Raw genomic sequence first — 24068 nt, 5'->3', positions numbered from 1 at the left:
TGTGCTCTCCCTTCCCTGCGGTTCATACCCACCTCAAAGAGTCTTCGTCCCGCCTCAAGTTGACAGGACTTGAGGCGAAACCGGCAGCGGCGCCGCAAGCAAGCGCTCATCCAGCAACCCCAACCCCTCCTGGAACAGCTGGTTGCTTCGCTCGGCATCCCCCAACTGCGCCAGCAGCCGCGCCAACTCGGCGCAAGCTTCGGGGTTGCGCTGCATGCGCAGGCTGCTTTCCAGATAATCCCTTGCCTTGCCCCACAGGCTGTTCTGCAGGCACAGGCGCCCGAGCGTCAGGAGCAGGCTCGGATCATTCGGATGATCCTTGAGCCAGCCTTCAGCCACCTGCAGTTGCCGGCTCGAATCCGCGCCACGAACCAGGCCATACAGGCGCGCCAGGTGGCTGTCGTAGTTGCGCTTGAGCGCAGCGCGCAGCACCTCTTCCGCCTCTACCTGGGCACCCAGTTGCCGGAGCTGCTCGGCGTAGGCCAATACCAGTGCCGGTTCCTGGCGCTGGGCGGAAGTCAGTTGCTGCCACGCGCGATCAAGCGATTGCAGGCCAACACTGCCATCGGCCTCGCGGTGGGCTGCCAGGGTGAGGTTTTCGCCCCAGGCCCGGCGCTCCAGTTCTGCCAGTTCGGCGGCAGGCAGGACCTTGTCCTTGCGCAACTCGGGCAGCAACCGGATCACCGCCGGCCAATCCCCCCGCTGCTGGTGCAAGCGTTGCAGCTGACGCAAGGCCTGGGTGTTATGGGGGTAGCGTTCGTGCATGGCTTGCAGGGTAGTCAATGCACCGTCTGTGTCGCCACGGTCCATCTGCAACTGGGCGTGAGTCAGCGCGATAGCCAGCTCCGCCTGGGGCTGACGCTCCAAGGCGCGCTCCAGCAAGCTGTCGCTCTGATCGTAAAGGCCCTGCTCGTTGGCAGCGCGAGCGGCGCCGAGGTAATACAGCAACGGCTGCCGCTCGGCTTCGGCGGCACGATGCAAGTGCCGTTGGGCGCTGGCCCAGCGTCCCTCTGCCAGGTCCAACTGTCCGTGCTCGATTGCAACCTGGATTCGACGACTGCGGTTGCGCCGCGACCACGGGTTGACCACGCCGGTCGAGGTGGTCACCAGCCCAATCAGCGCGGTGACACCTCGCCACAGCAACCAAAGCACCGCGATCAATGCCAGCGTGACCCACAACCCGGCCTCGTAGCGGAAGTTCTTGTACGCCACCAACACGTAACCCGAATGCTCGGCAATCGCGACGCCCAGCACAGCGGCAACGGCGATGACCACGAACAGAATCACGTAGAGGCGCTTCATGGCGTGGCCTCCTGCTCACCTGCCTTGGGCAACGGCTTGACCGATTCTTCGGCGTTCACGTTGCGGCGTTCAAGATAGGCCTGGACGGCGCTGAGCGTGCCGGTCATGTCTGGCGTGACCACCGTCACCGGCATCTTGCCCAGCTCAACGACTCGCTCCAGCATGATTTTGCTTTGCGGGTTGTCCTGGTTGAAATTGTTCTTGAGGACGTCACGGGCTTCGGCCAGTGCCTGGGTGTACACCGGCGCCTGGCCGTTGAGGGCGGCCCATTGCGCCTGCTCCAGGGCCAGGCTCAAGGCCAGGCGCACCTGCATCAGGCTCTGGCCGGCGAGGAGCGGACGGACATTTTCATCGGCATTGAAATCGATGCGGATGTAGCGCGAAATACGATCCCACCACTGCGACCACTGGCTGGCGCCGTCGCCATCGGCGGTCAGCCCCAGCAGGGATTCACCGCGGTCCTTGTATTCGGGAGCGATTTCCGACAACTGCAAGACCTGGTCACGCAGGGCGCCCAACTGGAGGAACAGGCCGGTGCGATCCGGCTGCTCTGTGCTGCGCAACGCAGCGAGGGTCTTGGCCAGCTGTTCGCGGGCAGCGAAGGACCCAGGATCGTTTTGCTCGCGAAGGATTTCATCGGCACCCTGCACAAGGGCCTGGGCACTGTTGATGTCTTGCAGGGCGGAAAGTCGCAGGCTGGCCAGGCGCAACAGGTGCTCGGCTTCGGCCAGGCGCCAGTCCTTGCGGCTGGAACCAAGCACGGTTTCCAGGCGCTGGTTCAGGCGCTGCTGGTCGCCTTGCAACTGGGCGATCTGACGTCGCCGCTCTTCCAGCTCTTGAGCCGCAGGCAACTGCTCCAGGCGTTCGCTCAGCCGCTGCTCGTTGAGCTTGAGGTTCTGGGCCTGGTCGTTGAGTGCCTGGACCTGAGCGGCCTGCTGCTGGGTATTGGCTTGCAGGTGACGCACTTGCCAGATGCCCCATCCGCCCACGGCCACGCCGGCAGCGCCCAACAATAACGCGACAATCGCAAGCCCGTTACCGCGACGCGGCGCCACCGGCACCGACGGGTCAGTCGGAGCTTCGACCGCTGGCTGATCTTGATCTTTTGGCAAGGCTGTTTCGCTCACGTATCCATCCTTTGCATTAGAAAACGGCACGGACTGTTCCCGTAAAGCCGCCAGCAAAGCCGCGGCACTGGCGCCACGACAATCCACAACTGTCCTGGCCCCGGCGGCACGCGCCATCTCGGCGACCCTGGGGCTTGGAACAAACAAGGGTAGCCGCGCCAGGGCGGGCCACGCGTCACCGGCCAGCCGGTGCAGATGCTCGAAGCTCTGCCCACTGCTGACCACCAGCGCGTTCAAGCGTTCCGCCTCGACCTTCGCTGGCAACTCGCCTTCGCCGTAGTGCGGCAAGCCGCGACGGTACAACTCCAGGTAGTCGACACTAGCACCTTGCTCTCGCAAACGCTCTGCCAGCAAACCGCGCCCACCCTCGCCACGCACGATCAAGACACGTGCGTCAGGCCGGTCGATAGCCTGGCGCAACGCCGCCAGCTCAAGCAGGGCTTCGCTGTCGTCACCGTTTTCGGGGTAAAAAACGCGGAGGCCGGCATCGACCAGAATTTGCCCGGTCGCGGCGCCAACGCTGAACCAGGGTTGCTCTGGAAGGCGCGGCCAGTATTGACGCAGCAACTCCACGGCCAAGCGTGCCGCAGGCTTGCTGACGACGATCACCGCGCTGTACCGATCCAGAGCCTGGAACTTGTCTCGCTCGGACTCGGACAGGGGGACCGGCGTGATATCCAGCAGCGGCATGGCGCTGCTATGGATGCCCGCCTGCGCCAGAACGGCCGCCAACGCAGACGACTCGTCCGCCGGCCGGGTCAGTAGCAGCCGCCATCCCGTCACGCGTCGCCGGCCTCGCCGTAGACTTTCTTGAGAATATCGTCGGCGCCTTGGCTCAACAGGTCCTCGGCGACGCGCACGCCCAACGCCTCGGCATCGCGACGCGGCGCCCGGGCCTCGGCGGCGAGCAGTTGGCCGCCACTCGGATCGCCCACCAGGCCCCGCAACCAGACCTGCTCACCTTCAAGGACGGCGTAGCAGGCGATTGGCACCTGGCAGCCGCCGTTCAAATGCTTGTTGAGTGCCCGCTCGGCGAAGACTCGGATAGCCGTGTCTTCATGGTGCAGCGGCGCCAGCAGAGCGTGAATCTCGCTGTCGGCGCTGCGGCATTCAATGCCCACCGCCCCCTGCCCTCCGGCCGGCAGGCTGTCATCGACGCTGATGGCCGAGGTGATGCGTTCTTCGAAACCCAGACGGATCAGGCCCGCTGCGGCGAGGATGATCGCGTCGTACTCGCCGGCGTCGAGCTTGGCCAGGCGCGTGTTGACGTTGCCCCGCAGGAAGCGGATCTGCAGATCAGGGCGACGGGCCAGCAGCTGTGCCTGGCGGCGCAGGCTCGATGTGCCCACCACACTCGCGGCGGGCAGCGCGTCAAGGCTGGAAAAGTCGTTTGAGACGAATGCGTCGCGCGGATCTTCCCGTTCGCAGATGCAAAAAAGGCCCAGGCCTTCGGGGAAGTCCATGGGCACGTCTTTCATTGAATGCACGGCGATATCGGCTTCATTGTCCAGCAAGGCTGTTTCCAGTTCCTTGACGAACAAGCCCTTGCCACCGATTTTGGAGAGTGGCGAGTCCAGCAGCTTGTCGCCGCGACTGACCATGGGCACCAGCGTCACGACCAGCCCCGGATGGGCCGTTTCGAGGCGGGCTTTGACGTATTCGGCCTGCCAAAGGGCCAAGGCGCTTTTACGGGTGGCGATGCGGATCTCGCGAGGGGACATGGATCAATCCGTACTTAAAAGATACGGCAGATAATAACAGCTCAGCCAAAACCGCTTTGACTTGAATCACGACGTCGCGGCCTCCCTGGCCGCCAATCCTGGAAACGGAACGCTCGAGGACGTCGCGCTAGAGCTGCTGCATCATCTTGCGCACGCCGGCGACATGCCGCCGACTGACGATCAGCGCGTCGCCATTCAATCCCTTCAGGTACAGCTGGAAATGCCCCAGCGGCGTACGCTGCAAGCGCTCGATACGTTCGCGGGCCACCAGGGCGTTGCGGTGGATACGCACGAACCGCTCGCCGAACTCATCCTCGAGAGCCTTGAGCGGCTCGTCCAGCAACACTTCACCGCTTTCGTGACGCAAGGTCACGTACTTGTGGTCGGCGATGAAATAAACCACTTGGTTCAAGGGGATCAATTCGATGCCCTTGCGGGTCCGCGCGCTGATGTGGCTGCGTGGGCCGCTGCCGCTTTCGGCGGCCGGGCGGGTGAGCGCCGCCAACTGCGTGCGGTTCGGCCGCTCGGCCTTGCGCAACGCCTCCTCCAGCGCCTGGATGGACACTGGCTTGAGCAGATAGCCCACGGCACCGGTCTGCAATACCTCGGGAGGAAACTCGTCACGCGTGGTGCAAAACACCACCGCCGGAGGTGACTCGCGCTCGCAGAGCTTCGCCGCGACCTGCAAGCCGTCGAGACCCGGCATGCGAATGTCGAGCAGCACGATATCCGGCTTGTGGCTGTCGATTAGGGCCAATGCCTCTTCGCCATTGGTGGCGCTCGGCTCCAGGACACTGTAACCCTCGAGTTCACGGAGCAATCGGCTCAGGTCCTCGCGGGCCAGTGGTTCGTCGTCAACGATCAGGACATTCATATAGCGCTGGATTCCTGCGTGAGTCTCGCACAAGGATAGCGTAGACAGGGGAAGTGACATCCGTCACCGCGATCCACGCTAAGACTCGTCCGAGGGCCAAAAAGTGCCGCGAGGCGGTTGTCGATCTTTACCAGCGCTTGCCCACCGATGCTCGAGGCCTGTTGTCGCACAGCGTCGCCACAGGGTTTGTTAAGACTCGATCTGACCAATATGAGCACCCCCCTTTAATGGTGCGTCCGATGCGTCCAGGATGAAAAAGCAAAGACCTACCGTCCACTGTAGACGGTTGCCAAGACGATATTGCTCAATCGAAAAATATCCTTGTGCAAAAAACCCGTGCAATGGTTGACCCGCACGGTAAAAAACCTGCCGAGCAGCGCCAGCGCCAGCCCCGGCAACCCTGTTATCATCCGGGCCAGCGTTAACCGTTATCTTTTTCCAGCCGATCACGAGCGAATTCATGAGCACTGACAAGACCAATCAGTCCTGGGGCGGCCGCTTCAGTGAACCCGTCGACGCTTTCGTCGCCCGCTTCACCGCCTCCGTCAACTTCGACCAGCGCCTGTATCGCCACGACATCATGGGCTCGATTGCCCACGCCACCATGCTAGCCAAGGTCGGCGTGCTGACCGATGCCGAGCGCGACAGCATCATCGATGGCCTGAAGACCATCCAGGGCGAGATCGAGGCCGGCCAATTCGACTGGCGCGTTGACCTCGAAGACGTGCACATGAACATCGAAGCGCGCCTGACCGATCGCATTGGCGTGACCGGCAAGAAACTGCACACCGGCCGCAGCCGCAACGACCAGGTCGCCACCGATATCCGCTTGTGGCTGCGCGATGAGATCGACCTGATCCTGGCCGAAATCACCCGCTTGCAAAAAGGTCTGCTGGAACAAGCCGAGCGCGAGGCCGAGAGCATCATGCCGGGCTTTACGCACCTGCAGACCGCCCAACCTGTAACGTTTGGGCATCACATGCTGGCCTGGTTCGAAATGCTCAGCCGCGACTACGAGCGCCTGGTGGATTGCCGCAAGCGCACCAACCGCATGCCCCTGGGCAGCGCCGCGCTGGCCGGCACCACCTACCCGATCGACCGTGAATACACCGCCCAGTTGCTGGGCTTCGACACCGTCGGTGGCAATTCGCTGGATAATGTCTCGGACCGCGATTTCGCCATCGAATTCTGCGCCGCCGCGAGCATTGCCATGATGCACTTGTCGCGCTTCTCCGAAGAGCTGGTGCTCTGGACCAGCGCGCAGTTCCAGTTCATCGATTTGCCCGACCGTTTCTGCACCGGCAGCTCGATCATGCCGCAAAAGAAAAACCCCGACGTACCGGAACTGGTACGCGGCAAGAGCGGTCGGGTGTTCGGCGCATTGATGGGCCTGCTGACCCTGATGAAAGGCCAACCGCTGGCCTACAACAAGGACAACCAGGAAGACAAGGAGCCGCTGTTCGACGCTGCCGACACCCTGCGTGATTCGCTGCGGGCGTTCGCCGACATGATCCCAGCCATCAAGCCCAAGCATGCGGTCATGCGCGAAGCGGCCCTGCGCGGCTTCTCCACCGCCACCGACCTGGCCGATTACCTGGTGCGCCGTGGCCTGCCGTTCCGGGACTGCCATGAAATCGTCGGCCATGCCGTGAAGTATGGCGTAGACAGCGGCAAGGACCTGGCAGAGATGAGCCTGGACGAACTGCGCCAGTTCAGCGACCAGATCGAGCAAGACGTGTTCGCCGTGCTGACCTTGGAAGGTTCGGTCAATGCACGTGATCACATTGGCGGCACCGCACCGGCGCAGGTCAAGGCCGCCGTGATGCGTGGCCAGGCGCTGATTGCCAGCCGCTAAAAAGCCAAAAGCATCGCGAGCAGGCTCGCTCCCACATTTGATCTGCGCAGGCTCACACAATATGTGTTCACTGAAGATCTAACCGTGGGAGCGAGCCTGTTCGCGATGGCGACCTGCAAGGCGCTTGAATTTCACTTCCTGGCAGCGATCTTCGCCAAAAACGCGGGCATCTCAGCATCCCGATCCGCCGCGATCCGCCGCACGTGCGGATTCTGCTCCAACAACTCCATCAAGTTCCTGGCTGCCGGCATGTCCGCCAACAGATCGATGTCGAAGACTTTCCTGCCCACCTGCAAAACCAACGAAAGGCTGTAGTAGAAATACAGGTCCGCGATGCTGAACGTCTCTCCCGCCACATAAGGCGAAAACTTGCCGTGCCGGCTGAGCGAAGCGAACCCCAACAGCAATTCACCTCTGGCCTTTTCCTTGATCGCATCGGGCACCGACATGCCGAAAAACGCTTCCGGATAACAGGCGCGCCCCGGCAGCTCGATGTACAGCTCGATTTCCCGGCACAAGGCCAATACCTGGGCGCGCTCGAACGGGTCCGTTGGCAGCAAGGCCTTGCCTGGCTGGGTTTGCTCGATGTACTCGAGGATCACGCTGGTCTCGTTGATGAAACCCTGCTCGGTCTTCAGCACCGGAACCTTGCCGCGCGGGCTGATGGCCAGCGCTTCCGGAGTCTGGGCGCCAAAGAACTGGACTTCTTCGAAGGGCACTCCCTTCTCCAGGAGAGCCAGCTTGACCATGTTGTAATAATTGCTGACAGAAAAACCATAAAGCTTGAGCATTCCATAGCCTCCAGGCCGTGCGGGGTTGGCAGCCTTGGGTTATAGACCGCCGGCGTGTTTCGCGCCAGGCGCATCACGCCGCTGAATACAGGTAAACTGGCGCCTTTTCCTAGAGGAGGCTGCCATGAGCGAGCCCATCGACAACGGCAACGACATTGACGAAGAAGAGTTCGTCGAGAATACGCTGATCCAGGCCATCGAGAATCAGATCGAAAGCGACAATCCACCAGCGGCCAAGGCCACGTTCAACAAGCTGACCCTGGTGGGTTATGAGCGTGAAGAAATTCTCAACCTGATGGCCCACGTACTGGCGGTGGAAATCGACGCGATCCTCGAAGAAGACCGTCCGTTCAATACCGAGTGGTACGAAGCTGCATTGCGCGCCCTGCCCGAGTTGCCGCCGGAAAAAAACTAAGCTGTTCTTGTGGCGAGGTAGCTGGCTCCCTCGGCATAAAAAAGTTCCCGGACAAAAAACCATGACTCTGACACTGGACAGCTCGCCCAAGTGCGCTCACCTTAGTGACGCTGTCGTCCAAATTCCTAGAAAGTCTGGAGTCCTTATGTCGCTTACCCCTGAGCTGGTTGCCGAACTGGAAATCCTTGCACTCTTCAACCTGGACAGTTCCCAGGAAGGCCTGAAAATTCATCAGACCGCTGCCCCCAAAGCCATCGCCGCTGCCCAACGCCTGTTTGACAAAGAACTCATCACCCAACCCGATGGCGGTTACCTGACCAGCCTGGGCCGTGATGCCGCACAGAATGTGCAAACGGTCCTGACGATTCTTAGCGTCCAAGAAACCGCCTGATTTTCCGCCTCGCCCACGGAAATCCCTCTGCTCGGGATTTCCGCAGGCGCGTGGCGCCTCCGCAAAAATACTTGGCTCGACCGCGTTTTCCAGCTCAAGAATTCCAGGAACCGGGCGCTATCCTGCCATCACCTGTTTTTTTCCCCACGTTCGACGCCGCGATCCGGTTTGAGCTGACATGACCCGCAACCATGAAATACGCCCCGATCTGGACGAGGGAATCGACCGCAAGGTCCTGAGCCAGCTGCGCGCGCGTTTCCTCAAGCTCAACAGCGGCCGAATGGAGCGCGCCCTCGAAGGGCTGTCGACCCGCCAGCAGGGCGTGTTGACGCTGCTTCCGCTGTTTTTTCATGTCAACCATCCCTTGTTGCCCGGTTATGTCTCGGGCAGCACACCGGCCGGGCTGTCCAATTACGAACCCGACACCGACGTCCTCGCCGAGGCCCAGCGGCTGACTCGCTCGTTCTCGTACAAACCTCGCCACGGTAGCAACCCACCGCGGCCCATCCTCGGCCTGTTCCTGATGGGCAGTCTCGGCACCTTGGCCCAGGCCGATCAGAGCGACATGGACGTTTGGGTGTGCCATGGCCCGGACCTGAGCGACGACGAACTGGCCGAACTGCGAAAGAAATGCCAGTTGCTGGAGACCTGGGCGGCCACCCAGGGCGCCGAAGCGCACTTCTTCCTCATCGACCCGCAGCGATTCGTCCGCGGCGAACGGGACAATCAGCTCAGCTCCGACGACTGTGGAACCACCCAGCATTATCTGCTGCTGGATGAGTTCTATCGCACCGCGATCTGGCTGGCCGGGCGCACGCCAATCTGGTGGCTGGTGCCGGTCTACGAAGAAGAAAACTACCAGCAGTACACCCATACGCTGATCTCCAAACGCTTCATTCGTGCGGACGAGACTCTGGACTTGGGTCACCTGGCCTACATCCCGCCGGGAGAATTCATCGGCGCCGGGCTCTGGCAGTTATTCAAGGGAATTGAATCGCCCTACAAGTCGGTGCTCAAGCTACTGCTGACCGAGGTCTACGCCAGCGAACATCCGGATGTCCGCTGCCTGAGCCTGCGTTTCAAGCAGGCGGTGTTCGCCAATCACCTGGATCTGGATGAGCTGGATCCGTACATGGTCGTTTATCGCCGCCTCGAGGAATACCTGATCGCCCGCGGCGAGCCGGAACGTCTGGAACTGATCCGGCGCGCCCTGTACCTGAAGGTCAATCGCAAGCTCACCGGCCATGCTCGCAGCAGCGGCTGGCAGCGCAACCTGCTGGAGCGCCTGGCCCGGGATTGGGGCTGGGACCAACGTCAACTGGCGCTGCTGGACAGCCGCAGCCAGTGGAAGGTGCGCCAAGTCAGCAACGAGCGGCGGGCCCTGGTCAACGAGCTGACCTACAGCTATCGCTTCCTGACCCAGTTCGCCCGCACCGAGAAAACCGTCAGCCTGATCAACAAGCGCGACCTCAATGTTCTCGGTCGCCGGCTGTACGCGGCCTTCGAGCGCAAGGCCGACAAGGTCGAGTTCATCAATCCCGGGATTGCCCCGGACCTGGCGGAAGACACCCTGACCCTGGTCCAGTCGCCGAACAAGAAAGAGCCCGGGCAAAACCAATGGGGTTTGTACAACGGCAGCCTGAACGCGCTGGAATGGGAAAATTTCGCCCCCATCAAACGCAGCCGCGAGCTGCTCGAATTACTCACCTGGTGCCATCGCAACGGTGTGATCGACAGCAGCACGCGTCTGGCGCTGCACCCCGGCGAAAGCGACCTGAGCGAGTTTGAACTGTTCAACCTGTTGGGCAGTTTGCAACAGGCCATCGCTTTGCCCCTGGCCACGGTCGACGAAGAACAGTTGCTCCACGCCAGCGTGCCCAGTGAAGTGTTGATTCTGGTAAACGTGGGCGTCGACCCACTCAAGCATCACCGCGACCTGAACATCCTGATGACCACCGAGCGCACCGATTCCCTGAGCTACGCCGGGGTTCGGGAAAACCTGGTGCTGACCCTCGACCAGGTCACGCTCAATAGCTGGAATGAAGTGCTGGTCAACCGCTTCGACGGCGAGCATGCCCTGCTCGATTGCTTGCGCGACTACCTCAACGCCTTGCCTGCGATACAAAGCCAGCCGCGCTTGCAGGTCCGGTGCTTCTGTCACAACCGCGCGCAATTCATCGCACGCCGGGTCGAAGAAGTCATCGAGACCACCCAGACCCTGCTATTGAGCAAGCTCAATTACCGTTATCTGCTGCAAGTCCAGCAGCACTACCACGTATTGGAATTGGTGCCGGGCCAGGTCAGCCACGTGGCGCTGGGCAGCCTGTCGGCACTGATGGATTACCTGGGGGAAGAGCTGACGGCCTACAGCCCGCTGCACCTGGACTCAATGGCGCTGGAAGATCACGATGTGGCGCTGATCCTGCCCATGGGCCAACCCGAGTGCATCCAGGTGTTCTACCGGGTCTATGAGGACGAAGCCGAGCTGTACGTGCTCGATGAGCTCAACGCCTTGTGGCAGCAGCGCTTGCCTTATCACGACGAACAGAGCCTGCTGGTACCGCTGCAGCGGTTCCTGCAATCGGTGCTGTACCGCCGCGATGCCTTGCTACCGATGGACGCTGCCCAGCCGGTCACGCTGGAAATGCTCTATTACCAGCTCCTGCCTTCAGGGAATGGGCGGGCCCGGAGGGTCGAATCACGACAGGCGCCGCAGACGCCGGTCAACAAACCGTTCTATGACGTACAAGCAATCATCGGCAAAGCGGCGCACGGACAAGTGCACGTCACCCTGTATTGCGATCAGCGGGAATTTTCGGAACTGGAGCATGGCGACCAATTGTTTCATGTGGTCGCCAGGGAAATTGTCGGGCAGCGCCGCGACGCCGAACGCTATCGTTGTTACATCACCGACCTGGACCTCTCGGGCCTGGTGGGTGACGGCGCCAGCCCAAGTATCCTGTTCCTGCGCTACAAAGCCGACCTGGAACGGGCACTGAACGAGGCGCTGAACCAGGTCTGAGGCAGGCTTCAGAATGCGCAGTCGCCACCGTTGACCGGCTGCGACTCGACCTCCAGCAATGTCAGCTTCAAGGTCTTGCCGCCCGGCGCCGGCCAGTCGATGTGCTGGCCGACTTTCAAGCCCAGCAAGGCGCTGCCCACCGGCGCCAGGATCGAAATCTTGCCCTCGTCGGCGTTGGCATCCTTGGGGTAGACCAGCGTCAGGTGATAATCCTTGCCGCTGCTTTCCTCGCGACAGTGCACCCGCGAGTTCATGGTTACGACATCGGCAGGCACTTCATCGTGACCCACCAGGTTCTCGGCGCGATCCAGTTCGGTTTGCAAGGCGATCACGCCGGGAAGCGTTTCATCCAGGCTGTCGATCAAACGCTCCAGACGCTGCACGTCCAAGCGAGTAAGGGTGATGGAAGGTGCGGTCATGATTCAGGCAGACTCCTTTCTTCTGCACGAAAAAGCAAAACCCCGCCACATAAAGACGGGGTTTTCACGCGCCTCGATGAGTTGAGGCGTTGCTGGACACTACCACAGCTCAAAAAATATACAACCCAAGGGCTCTCGCCACAAAAGCGCTCTCGCCAATCCAGCGATTAAACCAGCGACTTGCGCTTGAGCGCCTCGGCGCAAATCAACCGCCGACGCTCATCATCAGCCGAGCGCCATTCGCGTATGTCCTCCACATGCCGGAAACACCCCAGGCAGACCTTGCGTTCATCGAGCTTGCATACACTGGTGCACGGCGACGGCACGGCCGGGCTGACATTGCTGTAGAGCGGCTTGGGCGGCCGCGCCGGGACGGTCTGGCTCACGGAATCACAAACCTTCGAAATCGAATTCGACGCCAGCCTGCTGCTTGACGATGCGCTCGAGCATCTCGCCCAGTTGCTCTTCGCTCTTGTCACACATCCAGCGCTCGCTTTCCTCGTCGTAGTCGAAGTGGAAACCACCGGACACCGCCGCCAGCCACAACTGCCGCAACGGCTCCTGGCGGCTGAAAATCAGCTGGGTGCCATTTTCGAACTTGACGGTCAGTACGCCGGCGGAGATTTCCAGGTCGATGTCCAGGTCGCTCTCGTCGAAGATATCCTCCAGCTTTTCCTGGGTTTCATCGACCAGATCGTGGAAACGGGCTTCAGTCAAACTCATTGCGACAACCTCAAAATGTCTGATCATGCTCAAGCGCCGCAAGATACGGACGCGCCCGGCTGAATGCAAAGGATAACGACCAAGGGCCCGTGGGTGCTGAACATTGTCCATCGAATGAACGCCCCTGGAGCCCAAGGCCCGCCGGACGGGCGCCCCGTTGCATAGGCAAGCTGTCGGGTGGCCGGTATACTCCGGCGCAATTAACGCATTTTCAAGGATTTCGCCATGAAGCGCCTGATCTCTTCCCTTGCTGCGCTCGTCGCGGTTGCCTGCCTTGTGACAGCCTGTGGTCAAAAAGGTCCGCTGTACCTGCCTGATGACAGCAAGTCCCCTGAAGAGCAGGCCAAGTCGTCGCAATCCAAGTCCCACTCGCACGACACCCAGACCACTTACTAAGGGACCGCCATGGACGCTTTTAACTACCGTGGCGGGGAGCTGTTCGCGGAAGGGGTTGCCCTGTCCGCGATCGCCGAACGTTTCGGCACGCCGACCTACGTCTATTCCCGGGCCCACATCGAAGCCCAGTACCGGACGTTCGCCGATGCCCTCGAAGGCATGCCGCACCTGGTGTGCTTCGCTGTAAAAGCGAACTCGAACCTGGGCGTGCTCAACGTCCTGGCGCGCCTGGGCGCAGGCTTCGACATCGTGTCCGGTGGCGAGCTGGAGCGCGTGCTGGCCGCGGGCGGTAGCGCCGACAAAATCGTGTTCTCCGGCGTCGGCAAGACCCGCGAAGACATGCGTCGCGCCCTGGAAGTCGGCGTGCACTGCTTCAACATCGAATCCACTGACGAACTGGAGCGCCTGCAAGTCGTCGCCGCCGAACTGGGTGTTCGTGCGCCGGTTTCCCTGCGCGTGAACCCGGACGTCGACGCCGGCACCCACCCGTACATTTCCACGGGCCTTAAGGAAAACAAGTTCGGCATCGCCATTGCCGACGCCGAGGACGTGTACGTACGCGCCGCCCAACTGCCGAACCTGGAAGTGCTGGGCGTCGATTGCCACATCGGCTCGCAACTGACCACTCTGGAACCGTTCATTGACGCCCTCGACCGCCTGCTGGCGCTTGTCGATCGCCTCGGCGATTGCGGCATCTACCTGCGTCACATCGACCTGGGCGGCGGTGTCGGCGTGCGCTATCGCGATGAAGAGCCACCGCTGGTGGCCGACTACATCAAGACCGTGCGCGAGCGCCTCGAAGGCCGTGACCTGGCGCTGATGTTCGAGCCCGGCCGCTACATCGTCGCCAACGCCGGCGTGCTGGTGACCCAGGTCGAGTACCTCAAGCACACCGAGCACAAGGATTTCGCCATCGTCGACGCGGCGATGAATGACCTGATCCGCCCGGCGCTGTACCAGGCCTGGATGGACGTCACAGCCGTGCGCCCTCGCGATACCGCGGCCCGCCCCTACGACATCGTCGGGCCGATCTGCGAAACCGGCGACTTCCTTGCCAAGGGCCGGGAGTTGGCGCTGGAAGAAGGCGATCTGCTGGCCGTTCATTCGGCGGGCGCCTACGGGTTTGTCATGAGTTCCAACTACAACACCCGCGGCCGCTGCGCCGAGGTGCTGGTGGACGGTGATCAGGCATTCGAAGTACGCCGCCGCGAGACGGTAGCCGAACTGTTTGCCGGCGAAAGCCTGCTGCCGGAGTAAAACCATGCTGCTGCGTTTTACCAAGATGCACGGCCTGGGCAATGACTTCATGGTCCTCGACCTGGTCAGCCAGCACGCGCATATCCTGCCCAAGCACGCCAAACAATGGGGCGACCGGCACACCGGCATCGGTTTCGACCAATTGCTGATCGTCGAGGCACCAAACAACCCGGACGTGGATTTCCGCTACCGGATCTTCAATGCCGACGGTTCGGAAGTGGAGCAGTGCGGCAACGGCGCGCGCTGTTTCGCCCGTTTCGTGCTGGACAAGCGCCTGACCGCCAAGCGGCAGATTCGCGTCGAGACCAAAAGCGGCATCATCGAACTGGATGTGCGCAGTGACGGCCAGATCGGCGTCAACATGGGCGCCCCGCGCCTGGTGCCGGCGGATATCCCATTCCAAGCGCCAGCCCAAGCCCTGAGCTATACCGTGGACGTCGACGGCACCGCGGTGGAACTGGCGGCGATCTCCATGGGCAACCCCCATGCCGTACTGCGCGTGGACGACATCAACAGCGCTGCCGTACACGACCTGGGACCAAAGATCGAAAACCATCCGCGCTTCCCGGCGCGCGTCAACGTCGGCTTTTTGCAGGTCATCGATCGCCACCGCGCCCAACTGCGTGTATGGGAACGTGGCGCCGGGGAAACCCAGGCATGCGGCACGGGCGCCTGCGCCGCCGCCGTCGCCGCGATCAGCCAGGGGTGGATGGATTCGCCGCTGCTGATCGACCTGCCAGGCGGGCGCCTGTCCATCGAATGGGCAGGCCCAGGCCAACCGGTGATGATGACCGGCCCGGCCGTACGCGTATACGAAGGACAAGTTCGTCTTTGAGTGAGCCAAACCCATGACCGACAAGCCAAAGGTTCCAGCCCCGCAGCCCGACGAATCCTCGAGCCCCTCAGACGCCGCGGCCGTGGCCGCTTACCTGGAGGCGCATCCGGACTTCTTCGTCGAGCATGAAGACCTGCTTGCAACGATGCGGATCCCCCACCGGCGCGGCGATACCGTGTCGCTGGTCGAGCACCAGATGAAGATCCTGCGTGAGCGCAACATCGAAATGCGCCATCGCCTCTCGCACCTGATGGACGTCGCCCGGGACAACGACCGGCTCTTCGACAAGACCCGTCGGCTGATCCTCGCGCTGATGGACGCCAGTACTCTTGAAGACCTGGTAATGAGCGTCGAAGACAGCCTGCGCCAGGATTTCCAGGTGCCCTTTGTCAGCCTGATCCTGTTTGGCGACAACGCGATGCCGGTGGGCCGCTGGGTCACCCACGCCGACGCGCAGACGGCCATTGGCGGGCTGCTTACCGAAAACAAAAGCGTCAGTGGCAGCCTGCGCGAACATGAGCTGGATTTCCTGTTTGGCGAAGAACAGCGCAAGCAGATCGGCTCCACCGCCGTTGTCGCCATCGCCCACCAAGGCGTGCATGGCGTGCTGGCCATCGCCAGTCGCGATCCGCAGCACTACAAGAGCTCGGTGGGTACGCTGTTCCTGAGCTATATCGCCGAAGTAACCGGCCGTGTGCTGCCACGGGTTGCCGGTTCGCTGCGTTCGGTACGCTGATGATGGAGCGGCAACTGGACGCCTACTGCGAACACCTGCGCAGTGAGCGCCAGGTGTCCCCTCACACCCTGTCGGCCTACCGTCGTGACCTCGAAAAGGTGCGGGGCTGGTGCCAGAAGCAAAACATCGACAACTGGTCGGCCCTCGATATCCAGCGCCTGCGCAGCCTCGTTGCTCGCCTGCATCAGCAAGGGCAATCCTCCCGCAGCCTGGCGCGACTGTTGTCGGCGGTGCGCGGCCTGTATCAATACCTCAATCGCGAGGGCCTGTGCGATCACGATCCAGCCACAGGCCTGGCACCCCCCAAGGGCGAACGCCGGTTGCCGAAGACCCTCGACACCGACCGTGCCTTGCAATTGCTCGATGGCGCCGTCGAGGATGATTTCATGGCGCGACGGGACCAGGCGATCCTCGAACTCTTCTACTCCTCAGGCCTGCGGCTTTCCGAGCTGACGGGGCTGAACCTGGACCAATTGGACTTGGCCGACGGCCTGGTTCAGGTACTCGGTAAAGGCAGCAAGACCCGCTTGCTGCCTATCGGCCGCAAGGCCCGCGAAGCCCTGGAGCTTTGGTTGCCACTACGAGCGCTGACCAACCCCGTCGATGACGCGGTCTTCGTCAGCCTGCAAGGCCGACGCCTGGGCCCACGTACCATCCAGCTGCGGGTCAAGGCCGCCGGCGAACGGGAGCTCGGTCAGAACCTGCACCCGCATATGCTCCGGCATTCGTTCGCCAGTCATCTGCTGGAATCTTCCCAGGACCTGCGTGCCGTCCAGGAACTGCTTGGCCACTCGGACATCAAGACGACCCAGATCTATACCCACCTGGATTTCCAGCACCTGGCGACGGTCTATGACAGTGCCCACCCCAGGGCCAAACGCATCAAGGGCGACGAATCATGACCATCGAGCTCATCACCTTCGACCTGGACGACACGCTGTGGGACACCGCGCCGGTGATCGCCAGCGCCGAAGCCGTACTACGTCAATGGCTGACCGACAACGCACCCGACCTGGGCGATTTTCCCGTGGAGCGCTTGTGGGCGATCCGCGCCCAAGTGCTCAGCGAAGAACCGAACCTCAAGCACCGCATCAGTGCGTTGCGCAGGCGCGTGCTGTTCCGGGCGCTGCAAGATGCCGGCTACGACCAGTGGCGAGCCTCTGAGTTGGCGGACCAAGGATTCGAAGCATTCCTGCATGCTCGTCATCAACTGGAGATCTTTCCAGACGTACAGCCGACCCTGGAAATCCTCGCCAATCATTTCGCACTTGGCGTCGTCACCAACGGCAACGCCGACGTGCGACGCCTGGGGCTGGCGGATTATTTCAAGTTTGCCCTGTGCGCCGAGGACATTGGCATCGCCAAGCCTGACGCAAGACTGTTCGAGGAGGCCTTGCAGCGCGGCGGTGCCACGGCACAGACCGCCGTGCATGTAGGCGATCACCCGGGCGACGACATCGCCGGCGCCCAGCAGGCCGGCCTGCGTGCGGTGTGGTTCAACCCGATGGGCAAGGCCTGGGATGCCGATCACGCACCGGATGCGGAGATTCGCAGCCTGACCGAACTGCCAGGGTTATTGGCGGCGTGGCATAGCCAACCCTGAACCTTGTGGGAGCGAGCTTGCTCCCACAGGGCCGAGCCTGTCCGTGGAGTTTATCCCGCCCATGAAAAAGCCCGCAGCGACGGCGGGCTTTTTCAGCAAGCAAGAAACAGAGGCTCAGATAGGGCGACTGCCATACTTGTTGTCAGGCTTCTTGGGCGGATCGGCGACCACGTTGGCCTCCACTTCCTGCACCTTTCCGCCCCTGGCCAGGAATTCCTCCATGGCCTTGGCAAGCGCGTCACGCTCCTTGTTCTTGGCCTCTACGCTCGGTAACTCGTCGACTGATACCGCTGCCTTGGCCTTGCCTTTGGCAGTGGGGACCGGAACATCGGCACCTTCGTCGTCGGCAACATCTTCAGCCGCCGCTTCCAGGCCTTCTTCGGTCTCGTCTTCGTCACCTACTTCGAGGTCGTCGTTTTCCAGATCATCGTCGCTCATGTTCTACCTCATGACTTGCGAAAAGCAGATTAGTTATAGCCCAGCTTCGCCATCTGTCGAAGGCTGCCAGAAAAAATTCAAGATCCGCTGACAAGCAGCGGTCATGCCCCTTCACCGTGCAAGGTGGCGAGGACTTTACGAGCACCGCCATGATCTCGGTGCTCGCCCAGATAAACGCCTTGCCAGGTACCCAACGCCAACCGTCCCGCCGTCACCGGAAGGCTGAGCTGACATCCCAGCACACTGGCCTTGAAGTGCGCCGGGAGGTCGTCCAGGCCTTCGTCGTTGTGCTCATAGCCGGCGGTTCCTTGTGGGATCAGCCGATTGAAAAATCGTTCGAAGTCTCGACGTACCGCCGGATCGGCGTTCTCGTTGATGGTCAACGAGGCCGAGGTGTGCTGCAGCCACAGATGCAACAGACCGACACGACATGCCTTGAGTTCAGGCAGGCCGGCGAGTAGCTCGTCCGTCACCAGATGAAAGCCCCGGGGCCTCGCCCGCAGGGTTATCAGCGTCTGTTGCCACATACAGATCTCCGCACGTTCGGCGCGCATTCTAGCGCGCTCTGGAAAAAAACAAAGGGCCTAATATTCCTGCCTCGATGTAAGTCTTTGGCGGTAGAAAAACCCATGTCATATACACAACAAAAGGCGTCGGAAAAAACCGGCGAACCTTGTGAGCAATGACAAATTCCAGACAAAAAAATGCCCGGCGAACCGGGCATTTTTTTTGCGCGTTGCTTACAGGTTGTAACCACGCTCGTTGTGCTGGGCCAAGTCCAGGCCCACGGCTTCTTCTTCCTCGGAGACACGCAGGCCCATGACGGCGTCCAGTACCTTGAGAATGATGAAGGTCACGACCGCGGTATAGATCACGGTGAAACCCACGCCTTTGAATTGAATCCACACTTGTGCGCCGATATCGGTCACGGTGCCGAAGCCACCCAGTGCCGGTGCAGCGAATACACCGGTCAGGATCGCCCCGAGGATACCGCCGATGCCATGTACGCCGAAGGCATCCAGGGAGTCGTCATAGCCGAGCTTGCGCTTGAGGGTGGTGGCGCAGAAGAAGCACACCACGCCCGCCGCCAGGCCGATGACCAAGGCGCCCATCGGGCCCACGGTGCCGGCAGCCGGGGTGATTGCAACCAGGCCGGCCACCACGCCCGAGGCAATGCCCAGCGCGCTTGGCTTGCCGTGGGTGATCCACTCGGCAAACATCCAGCCCAGTGCCGCGGCAGCCGTGGCGATCTGGGTGACCAGCATCGCCATGCCGGCAGTGCCGTTGGCCGCGACGGCGGAGCCGGCGTTGAAGCCGAACCAGCCTACCCACAGCATGGCCGCGCCCATTAGGGTGTAACCCAGGTTATGCGGTGCCATTGGGGTGGTCGGGAAACCTTTGCGCTTGCCCAATACCAGACAGGCTACGAGACCGGCGATACCGGCGTTGATATGCACCACGGTGCCGCCGGCGAAGTCCAGCACGCCCCAATCCCACATCAGGCCGCCGTTGCCGGACCAGACCATGTGCGCAATCGGCGCATACACCAGGGTGAACCACACGCCCATGAAGATCAGCATGGCGGAGAATTTCATCCGCTCGGCAAAGGCACCGACGATCAGCGCTGGGGTGATGATGGCGAAGGTCATCTGGAAAGTGATGAACACCGCTTCTGGAAACAATGCAGCCGGACCGGTCAGGCTGGCCGGGGTGACGCCTGCCAGGAATGCCTTGCCCAGGCCGCCGATGAAGGAATTGAAGTTGACGACGCCCTGTTCCATGCCAGTGGTGTCGAACGCAATGCTGTAACCGTAGATGACCCACAGGACGCTGATCAGACCGGTGATGGCGAAGCACTGCATCATCACCGAAAGAATGTTTTTCGACCGAACCATGCCGCCGTAGAACAGCGCAAGGCCAGGGATGGTCATGAACAGGACAAGAATCGTGGCAGTCAGCATCCAGGCAGTGTCGCCGGAGTTGAGGACTGGGGCTGCCGCTTCTTCCGCCATGGCCAGGCCAGGCATTACGAAGGACAACAGGGCTCCTAGCCCTGCGAATTTACGCAGAGTCATATTGTTTTCTCCTGGGGCGTTGGGTTTGACGGCTTAGATAGCGTCGGTATCGGTTTCGCCGGTACGGATGCGAATGGCCTGTTCCAGATTGACCACGAAGATCTTTCCGTCACCAATCTTGCCGGTGTTGGCGGCCTTGGTAATCGCCTCGATGACCCGATCAAGATCCTTGTCGTCGATGGCGACATCGATCTTCACCTTGGGCAGGAAGTCGACCACGTATTCCGCGCCGCGATACAGCTCGGTATGGCCTTTCTGCCTACCGAAGCCTTTGACTTCAGTAACGGTAATGCCCTGCACGCCGATTTCGGACAGCGACTCGCGTACGTCGTCCAGCTTGAACGGCTTGATGATGGCAGTGACTAGCTTCATGAAACTCTCTCCCGAATTGGTGGACTTGCCCCAGGAAAACAAACCCGACTCAAGTCTAAGCGCAGTGCCTGGCTTTGTAACGCGTCGTCGGCCCAAGTTGCCCGACCGGTGCCAGCTGACTACTCCTGACGAAACTCCCCGCTCCGCCTGCTGCACTGCATTCGTCACAGCGACTGCATCAGTGCATGGGTCACCAGCCACTAAGCAGAAAGCTTGCCATCTGTACCCAACCCCCCTGATTTCAACCCTTTACCCGTTGCGCCGGCCTGCGCCGAACCACGAACCGCAGCGATACGCACAACAACGGTGCGGTGATGCCCGGGGCCGTGCGCGAAAAGCGTGCAACCCGAGCCGCGAATTGACTATAGACACTGCGTGATACACTGCCCGCCATTGTTTCCAGGACACCTGACATGCTCGCGCCCAAAGACCTCCTCGACGCCCTGAGCGGCCACGCCTCCCGCCTGTTGAGCGGCGACACGCCACTCCCCAAGAATGAAATCGAAAGCCAGTTCAAGGCCCTGTTGCAAAGCGGGTTCAGCAAGCTGGACCTGGTCAGCCGGGAAGAATTCGACAGCCAGATGGTCGTGCTGGCCCGGACCCGGGCACGGCTGGAGAGCCTGGAAGCCAAGGTGGCCGAGCTGGAGGCGCGACTCGACCCCAAGGACGAGTGAGCACCTCTTGCCAGGGATGCGGCGTTAAGCGCGTGATTTGTCCAAGGCCCACCAGATCATCCAAAGCGCCGGCAGGGGCTCGCCGCCTGTAACGGCAACTGAAAAACAACCGCCTGAATGGCGGTTGTTCATTCATGCCCCCACTTGCGCAACATCCTGCGAAAATTTGCCCCTTCAATTGCCCCGCCCTCTCAGTTTCCCCGGACTAGTCTTCAAGAGCCGCAGGATGCGGCTCTCCATCAGTCAAGGAACGCTTCATGTCGCTCGCCATCGTCCACAGCCGCGCCCAAGTGGGGGTCGAAGCCCCTGCCGTTACCGTTGAGGTTCATCTGGCCAACGGCTTGCCGTCACTGACGATGGTCGGCCTGCCGGAGGCGGCGGTGAAGGAGAGCAAGGACCGGGTGCGTAGCGCGATCATCAATTCAGGGCTCAATTTCCCGGCGCGGCGCATCACCCTGAACCTGGCGCCAGCGGATCTCCCCAAGGACGGAGGCCGGTTCGACCTGGCGATTGCCTTGGGAATCCTGTCGGCCAGCGTGCAGGTGCCGACCTTGATGCTGGACGACGTGGAGTGCCTCGGCGAACTGGCATTGTCCGGCGCCGTGAGACCGGTACGCGGCGTGCTCCCCGCGGCGCTGGCGGCACGCAAGGCTGGACGCATGCTGTTGGTACCCCGGGCCAACGCCGAGGAAGCTTGCCTGGCGTCGGGGCTGAAGGTGATCGCCGTGGACCATCTGCTCGAAGCAGTGGCGCATTTCAACGGCCACGCCCCAGTCGAGCCTTTTGTGTCCAACGGGCTGCTCTCGGCCAGCAAGCCCTATCCCGACCTCAGCGAAGTACAAGGTCAAGCCGGAGCCAAGCGCGCCTTGCTGATCGCGGCAGCGGGAGCTCACAACCTGTTGTTCAGTGGCCCACCCGGTACGGGCAAGACGCTGCTGGCGAGTCGTTTGCCGGGGTTGCTGCCACCGCTGGCCGAAAGCGAGGCCCTGGAGGTCGCGGCTATACAGTCGGTTGCCAGTTGCGTGCCCTTGAGCCATTGGCCGCAACGGCCGTTCCGCCAGCCACACCATTCGGCGTCCGGCCCTGCCCTGGTGGGTGGAGGCTCCAAGCCGCAACCGGGGGAAATCACCCTCGCCCACCACGGCGTGCTGTTCCTGGACGAGCTTCCAGAGTTTGATCGCAAGGTATTGGAAGTCCTGAGGGAGCCCTTGGAGTCGGGGCATATCGTGGTTTCGCGCGCCCGCGATCGCGTGCGCTTCCCGGCCCGCTTCCAGTTGGTAGCGGCCATGAACCCCTGCCCCTGTGGATACCTTGGCGAGCCCAGCGGCCGCTGCTCGTGCACACCGGACATGGTGCAGCGCTATCGCAACAAGCTGTCCGGCCCCTTGCTCGACCGCATCGACCTGCACCTGACCGTGGCGCGGGAAGCCACGGCGCTCAATCCCAAAGGCGAACCGGGTGACGACACCGCCACCGCGGCCGAGCGGGTGGCCGAAGCCCGGGAACGCCAGCAAACCCGCCAAGGCTGTGCCAACGCATTCCTCGATCTACCGGGGCTGCGCCGCCATTGCAAACTGTCCTCGACCGACGAGGCGTGGCTGGAAACCGCCTGCGAACGACTGACCCTGTCGCTGCGAGCCGCCCACCGCTTGCTGAAGGTCGCCCGCACGCTGGCCGACCTTCAGCAGTTGGAACGGATCAGCCGCGAGCACCTGGCCGAAGCCTTGCAATACCGGCCCGCAACGCCATGAAACAGGTCACGGCTTGCTCAGGTCCACCAGCGGTGTTTCTCGCACCTCGGCCTTTCGATCGCCCTGGATGTCATCGATGCGCTTGAGGGCTTTGTCCACGGCCCCCTTGTCCGCCAGAAGACTGTAGTGGATCTGGAATTGCTTGCGCTCTTTCGGTGCGATGCTGGGCACCAGGCCCAGCGGACGCTGGTAGCGGCGGTTATAGGAAAAACTGGTACCTGGCTCCAAGCCGGTCACGTAGCCCTGGCCTTGGGTATCGGTGTTTTTCCACAGGGAAAACACCGGAAGCGTCCCGGTATTGAAGCCCACGGAAACGCCGAGGCTACCGGCCTTGTTGTGCAGGACGGTCAGCGTATCGCCCTTGGCGTCGGCGTAAGGCACGACGTTGTAAACGGTTTCATCGTAGTCCTTGGTGGGAGCTCGATAGGTGGTCCAATCCTTCAGGTCGCCCTTGGCCTTGTCGTTGAACGGCGAAACCTGTTTGACCGGGGCGGCGAAGCGGGCCCCCTGCTCCAGGAATGGCGTGCTGAAATTGCTGTGATAGAGCGCCTGGTATTCCTTCGGATAGTCGCCATTGTTGGTCAGCGTGTCGTTGAGGGAAAAGGTCACGCTGCCGGGCTCGGTGACCAATTCAGTCTGGACCGAGAAGTCAACCTTCTTGAACGCCTGCTCCTTCAACTCGCCTCGCAGGGTGATGGCGTAAGGTGGCTTTTCATCGATGTGCAAGGTGACTTTGTTCGCCGGAATATTCGCGGCGCGCCCATGCAAGGTCAGCAGTTCACCGTTGTCGATGCCGGGGTGGCCGACCCACTCAAAGCCGCAGCGGGTCACCAACTCATTGAAGCCTTCGAGCCAGCCCAGGCCACCTCGGCCGTTGAGTTCGATGAATGCTGGATTGACCACTTCTTTGACCGGCGAATCCCAGCCCATACGCACATCGCCGACCGAGGCTTGAAGCACGTTCATGCCACGGGTCGGGACGACTGACAGCTTCAGAGTGCCGTTGTCGATGTCGACAATGCTCACGCCTTCCTGACGCCCCCCGTGGAGGGTGCGCATCGTCACGGAAAACGGCTTATCGGTTTTCACGCCCAGTTGTTGACTGGTGATTCGCCAGGGTTGGGCGGCTTTATCGGTGTCGAGCAGTACGTAATCCCACGCCATCGCATGGGAAGCTACGCCCAAGGCGCCGAGGGCAACGAAGAGTCTTAGGGAATTCATGGAGACGGCCTTTTGTTGGAGTTGTGCGGTTTTTATAGACTTGAAGAAACGTTTCAGCAAGCCAAAAAAC

At 61.7% G+C, this 24068-nt stretch carries 26 protein-coding genes and 2 pseudogenes; 12 read left to right on the top strand and 16 right to left on the bottom strand.

Translation table 11 applies throughout. The features are described from left to right. Nucleotides 1–54 precede the first annotated feature (54 nt). The 7 genes and pseudogenes from M1D68_RS00955 to M1D68_RS00925 all read right to left on the bottom strand — a co-directional run bounded on the left by M1D68_RS00955 (nt 55) and on the right by M1D68_RS00925 (nt 5486). Nucleotides 55–1302 (bottom strand): heme biosynthesis protein HemY, encoded by a 1248-nt coding sequence (locus M1D68_RS00955; protein ID WP_420765138.1) that lies wholly within the window; start codon nt 1300–1302, stop codon nt 55–57. After that, on the bottom strand, nt 1299–2429 hold the full coding sequence (locus M1D68_RS00950; RefSeq protein ID WP_457970799.1) for a uroporphyrinogen-III C-methyltransferase: 1131 nt from the start codon (nt 2427–2429) through the stop codon (nt 1299–1301). The genes M1D68_RS00955 and M1D68_RS00950 overlap by 4 nt, the downstream gene beginning before the upstream one ends. A gap of 36 nt (nt 2430–2465) precedes the next feature. Beyond that, nucleotides 2466–3212 (bottom strand): annotated as a pseudogene (locus tag M1D68_RS00945) (uroporphyrinogen-III synthase); the annotation flags it as partial. Continuing rightward, complete coding sequence (hemC, locus tag M1D68_RS00940; protein WP_434561665.1) at nt 3209–4150, bottom strand: hydroxymethylbilane synthase; 942 nt, start codon at nt 4148–4150, stop codon at nt 3209–3211. The gene hemC and the pseudogene M1D68_RS00945, both read right to left, overlap by 4 nt. A 127-nt stretch (nt 4151–4277) precedes the next feature. Then, a complete protein-coding gene (locus tag M1D68_RS00935) occupies nt 4278–5024 on the bottom strand; it encodes a LytR/AlgR family response regulator transcription factor (RefSeq protein ID WP_420765140.1) in 747 nt (248 codons plus the stop codon). After that, nucleotides 5021–5170: pseudogene (locus tag M1D68_RS00930) on the bottom strand (sensor histidine kinase); the annotation flags it as partial. The gene M1D68_RS00935 and the pseudogene M1D68_RS00930, both read right to left, overlap by 4 nt. 43 nt (nt 5171–5213) lie before the next feature. After that, nucleotides 5214–5486, bottom strand: coding sequence for a hypothetical protein (locus M1D68_RS00925; RefSeq protein ID WP_457968992.1), 273 nt, complete (start codon nt 5484–5486; stop codon nt 5214–5216). On the opposite strand from M1D68_RS00925, the gene argH reads away from it, so the two are divergent. Continuing rightward, complete coding sequence (argH, locus tag M1D68_RS00920) at nt 5485–6879, top strand: argininosuccinate lyase (RefSeq protein ID WP_434608903.1); 1395 nt, start codon at nt 5485–5487, stop codon at nt 6877–6879. The genes M1D68_RS00925 and argH overlap by 2 nt on opposite strands. A gap of 131 nt (nt 6880–7010) precedes the next feature. Here the strand turns inward: argH and M1D68_RS00915 are convergent, their stop codons facing one another. After that, nucleotides 7011–7670, bottom strand: a complete 660-nt coding sequence (locus tag M1D68_RS00915) for a glutathione S-transferase family protein (protein WP_457968991.1) — start codon at nt 7668–7670, stop codon at nt 7011–7013. A gap of 124 nt (nt 7671–7794) precedes the next feature. Here M1D68_RS00915 and M1D68_RS00910 point away from each other — a divergent pair, with 124 nt between their 5' ends. From M1D68_RS00910 to M1D68_RS00900, 3 genes are all read left to right on the top strand, one after another. Continuing rightward, complete coding sequence (locus M1D68_RS00910) at nt 7795–8085, top strand: hypothetical protein (RefSeq protein ID WP_420765143.1); 291 nt, start codon at nt 7795–7797, stop codon at nt 8083–8085. A gap of 145 nt (nt 8086–8230) precedes the next feature. Beyond that, on the top strand, nt 8231–8476 hold the full coding sequence (locus tag M1D68_RS00905; protein ID WP_030129110.1) for a TIGR02647 family protein: 246 nt from the start codon (nt 8231–8233) through the stop codon (nt 8474–8476). 178 nt (nt 8477–8654) lie between these two features. Then, on the top strand, nt 8655–11498 hold the full coding sequence (locus tag M1D68_RS00900; protein ID WP_457968989.1) for a class I adenylate cyclase: 2844 nt from the start codon (nt 8655–8657) through the stop codon (nt 11496–11498). Nucleotides 11499–11506: 8 nt separating this feature from the next. Here M1D68_RS00900 and rnk read toward each other — a convergent pair whose 3' ends face one another. The 3 genes from rnk to cyaY form a co-directional block, all read right to left on the bottom strand. After that, nucleotides 11507–11917 carry a nucleoside diphosphate kinase regulator gene (gene rnk / locus M1D68_RS00895; protein WP_420765145.1) on the bottom strand — a complete coding sequence of 137 codons (411 nt, stop codon included), beginning with the start codon at nt 11915–11917 and terminating at the stop codon, nt 11507–11509. 167 nt (nt 11918–12084) lie between these two features. Next, entirely contained in the window at nt 12085–12303 is a 219-nt protein-coding gene (locus M1D68_RS00890; protein ID WP_420765146.1) for a DUF1289 domain-containing protein, read from the bottom strand. A gap of 4 nt (nt 12304–12307) precedes the next feature. Further along, the gene (gene cyaY, locus M1D68_RS00885) at nt 12308–12640 is read right to left on the bottom strand and encodes an iron donor protein CyaY (protein ID WP_420765147.1); all 333 of its coding nucleotides are present in this window, start codon (nt 12638–12640) and stop codon (nt 12308–12310) included. 225 nt (nt 12641–12865) lie between these two features. Here cyaY and lptM point away from each other — a divergent pair, with 225 nt between their 5' ends. Genes lptM through M1D68_RS00855 form a run of 6 tightly spaced genes read left to right on the top strand, consistent with a single transcriptional unit; the run spans nt 12866 to nt 17467 of the window. Next, nucleotides 12866–13036, top strand: a complete 171-nt coding sequence (lptM, locus tag M1D68_RS00880; protein ID WP_033034938.1) for an LPS translocon maturation chaperone LptM — start codon at nt 12866–12868, stop codon at nt 13034–13036. A 9-nt stretch (nt 13037–13045) separates the two neighbouring features. After that, nucleotides 13046–14293, top strand: coding sequence for a diaminopimelate decarboxylase (gene lysA, locus M1D68_RS00875; RefSeq protein ID WP_420765148.1), 1248 nt, complete (start codon nt 13046–13048; stop codon nt 14291–14293). A gap of 4 nt (nt 14294–14297) precedes the next feature. Beyond that, nucleotides 14298–15128, top strand: a complete 831-nt coding sequence (gene dapF / locus M1D68_RS00870) for a diaminopimelate epimerase (protein WP_420765149.1) — start codon at nt 14298–14300, stop codon at nt 15126–15128. A gap of 13 nt (nt 15129–15141) precedes the next feature. Then, a complete protein-coding gene (locus tag M1D68_RS00865) occupies nt 15142–15864 on the top strand; it encodes a DUF484 family protein (RefSeq protein WP_420765150.1) in 723 nt (240 codons plus the stop codon). Nucleotides 15865–15866: 2 nt separating this feature from the next. After that, nucleotides 15867–16766 (top strand): tyrosine recombinase XerC, encoded by a 900-nt coding sequence (gene xerC / locus M1D68_RS00860; RefSeq protein ID WP_420765177.1) that lies wholly within the window; start codon nt 15867–15869, stop codon nt 16764–16766. After that, complete coding sequence (locus M1D68_RS00855) at nt 16763–17467, top strand: HAD family hydrolase (protein ID WP_420765151.1); 705 nt, start codon at nt 16763–16765, stop codon at nt 17465–17467. Before xerC ends, M1D68_RS00855 begins: the two co-directional genes overlap by 4 nt. Nucleotides 17468–17581: 114 nt before the next feature. On the opposite strand, the gene sutA is transcribed toward M1D68_RS00855, so the two are convergent. The 4 genes from sutA to glnK form a co-directional block, all read right to left on the bottom strand. Continuing rightward, nucleotides 17582–17905, bottom strand: a complete 324-nt coding sequence (gene sutA / locus M1D68_RS00850; protein WP_420765152.1) for a transcriptional regulator SutA — start codon at nt 17903–17905, stop codon at nt 17582–17584. A gap of 101 nt (nt 17906–18006) precedes the next feature. Continuing rightward, nucleotides 18007–18432: a secondary thiamine-phosphate synthase enzyme YjbQ gene (locus tag M1D68_RS00845; protein ID WP_420765153.1), complete on the bottom strand. Its 426-nt coding sequence runs from the start codon at nt 18430–18432 to the stop codon at nt 18007–18009. Nucleotides 18433–18645: 213 nt separating this feature from the next. Continuing rightward, nucleotides 18646–19980 carry an ammonium transporter gene (locus tag M1D68_RS00840; protein WP_420765154.1) on the bottom strand — a complete coding sequence of 445 codons (1335 nt, stop codon included), beginning with the start codon at nt 19978–19980 and terminating at the stop codon, nt 18646–18648. A 33-nt stretch (nt 19981–20013) separates the two neighbouring features. Next, nucleotides 20014–20352, bottom strand: a complete 339-nt coding sequence (gene glnK, locus M1D68_RS00835; protein WP_002555808.1) for a P-II family nitrogen regulator — start codon at nt 20350–20352, stop codon at nt 20014–20016. Nucleotides 20353–20765: 413 nt separating this feature from the next. Here glnK and M1D68_RS00830 point away from each other — a divergent pair, with 413 nt between their 5' ends. Together M1D68_RS00830 and M1D68_RS00825 are read left to right on the top strand one after the other, a co-directional pair. After that, nucleotides 20766–21026, top strand: coding sequence for an accessory factor UbiK family protein (locus M1D68_RS00830; protein ID WP_420765155.1), 261 nt, complete (start codon nt 20766–20768; stop codon nt 21024–21026). A gap of 257 nt (nt 21027–21283) precedes the next feature. Next, nucleotides 21284–22777 (top strand): YifB family Mg chelatase-like AAA ATPase, encoded by a 1494-nt coding sequence (locus M1D68_RS00825; RefSeq protein ID WP_457968985.1) that lies wholly within the window; start codon nt 21284–21286, stop codon nt 22775–22777. Nucleotides 22778–22783: 6 nt separating this feature from the next. Here the strand turns inward: M1D68_RS00825 and M1D68_RS00820 are convergent, their stop codons facing one another. Beyond that, nucleotides 22784–23998, bottom strand: coding sequence for an aldose 1-epimerase family protein (locus M1D68_RS00820; protein ID WP_457968983.1), 1215 nt, complete (start codon nt 23996–23998; stop codon nt 22784–22786). Between the last annotated feature and the right edge of the window lie 70 nt (nt 23999–24068).

It is taken from the genome of Pseudomonas sp. R4-84 (assembly GCF_054130985.1).
The sequence above is the reverse complement of the archived record's forward strand: the minus strand, read 5'-3'. Positions and strand labels throughout refer to the sequence as shown.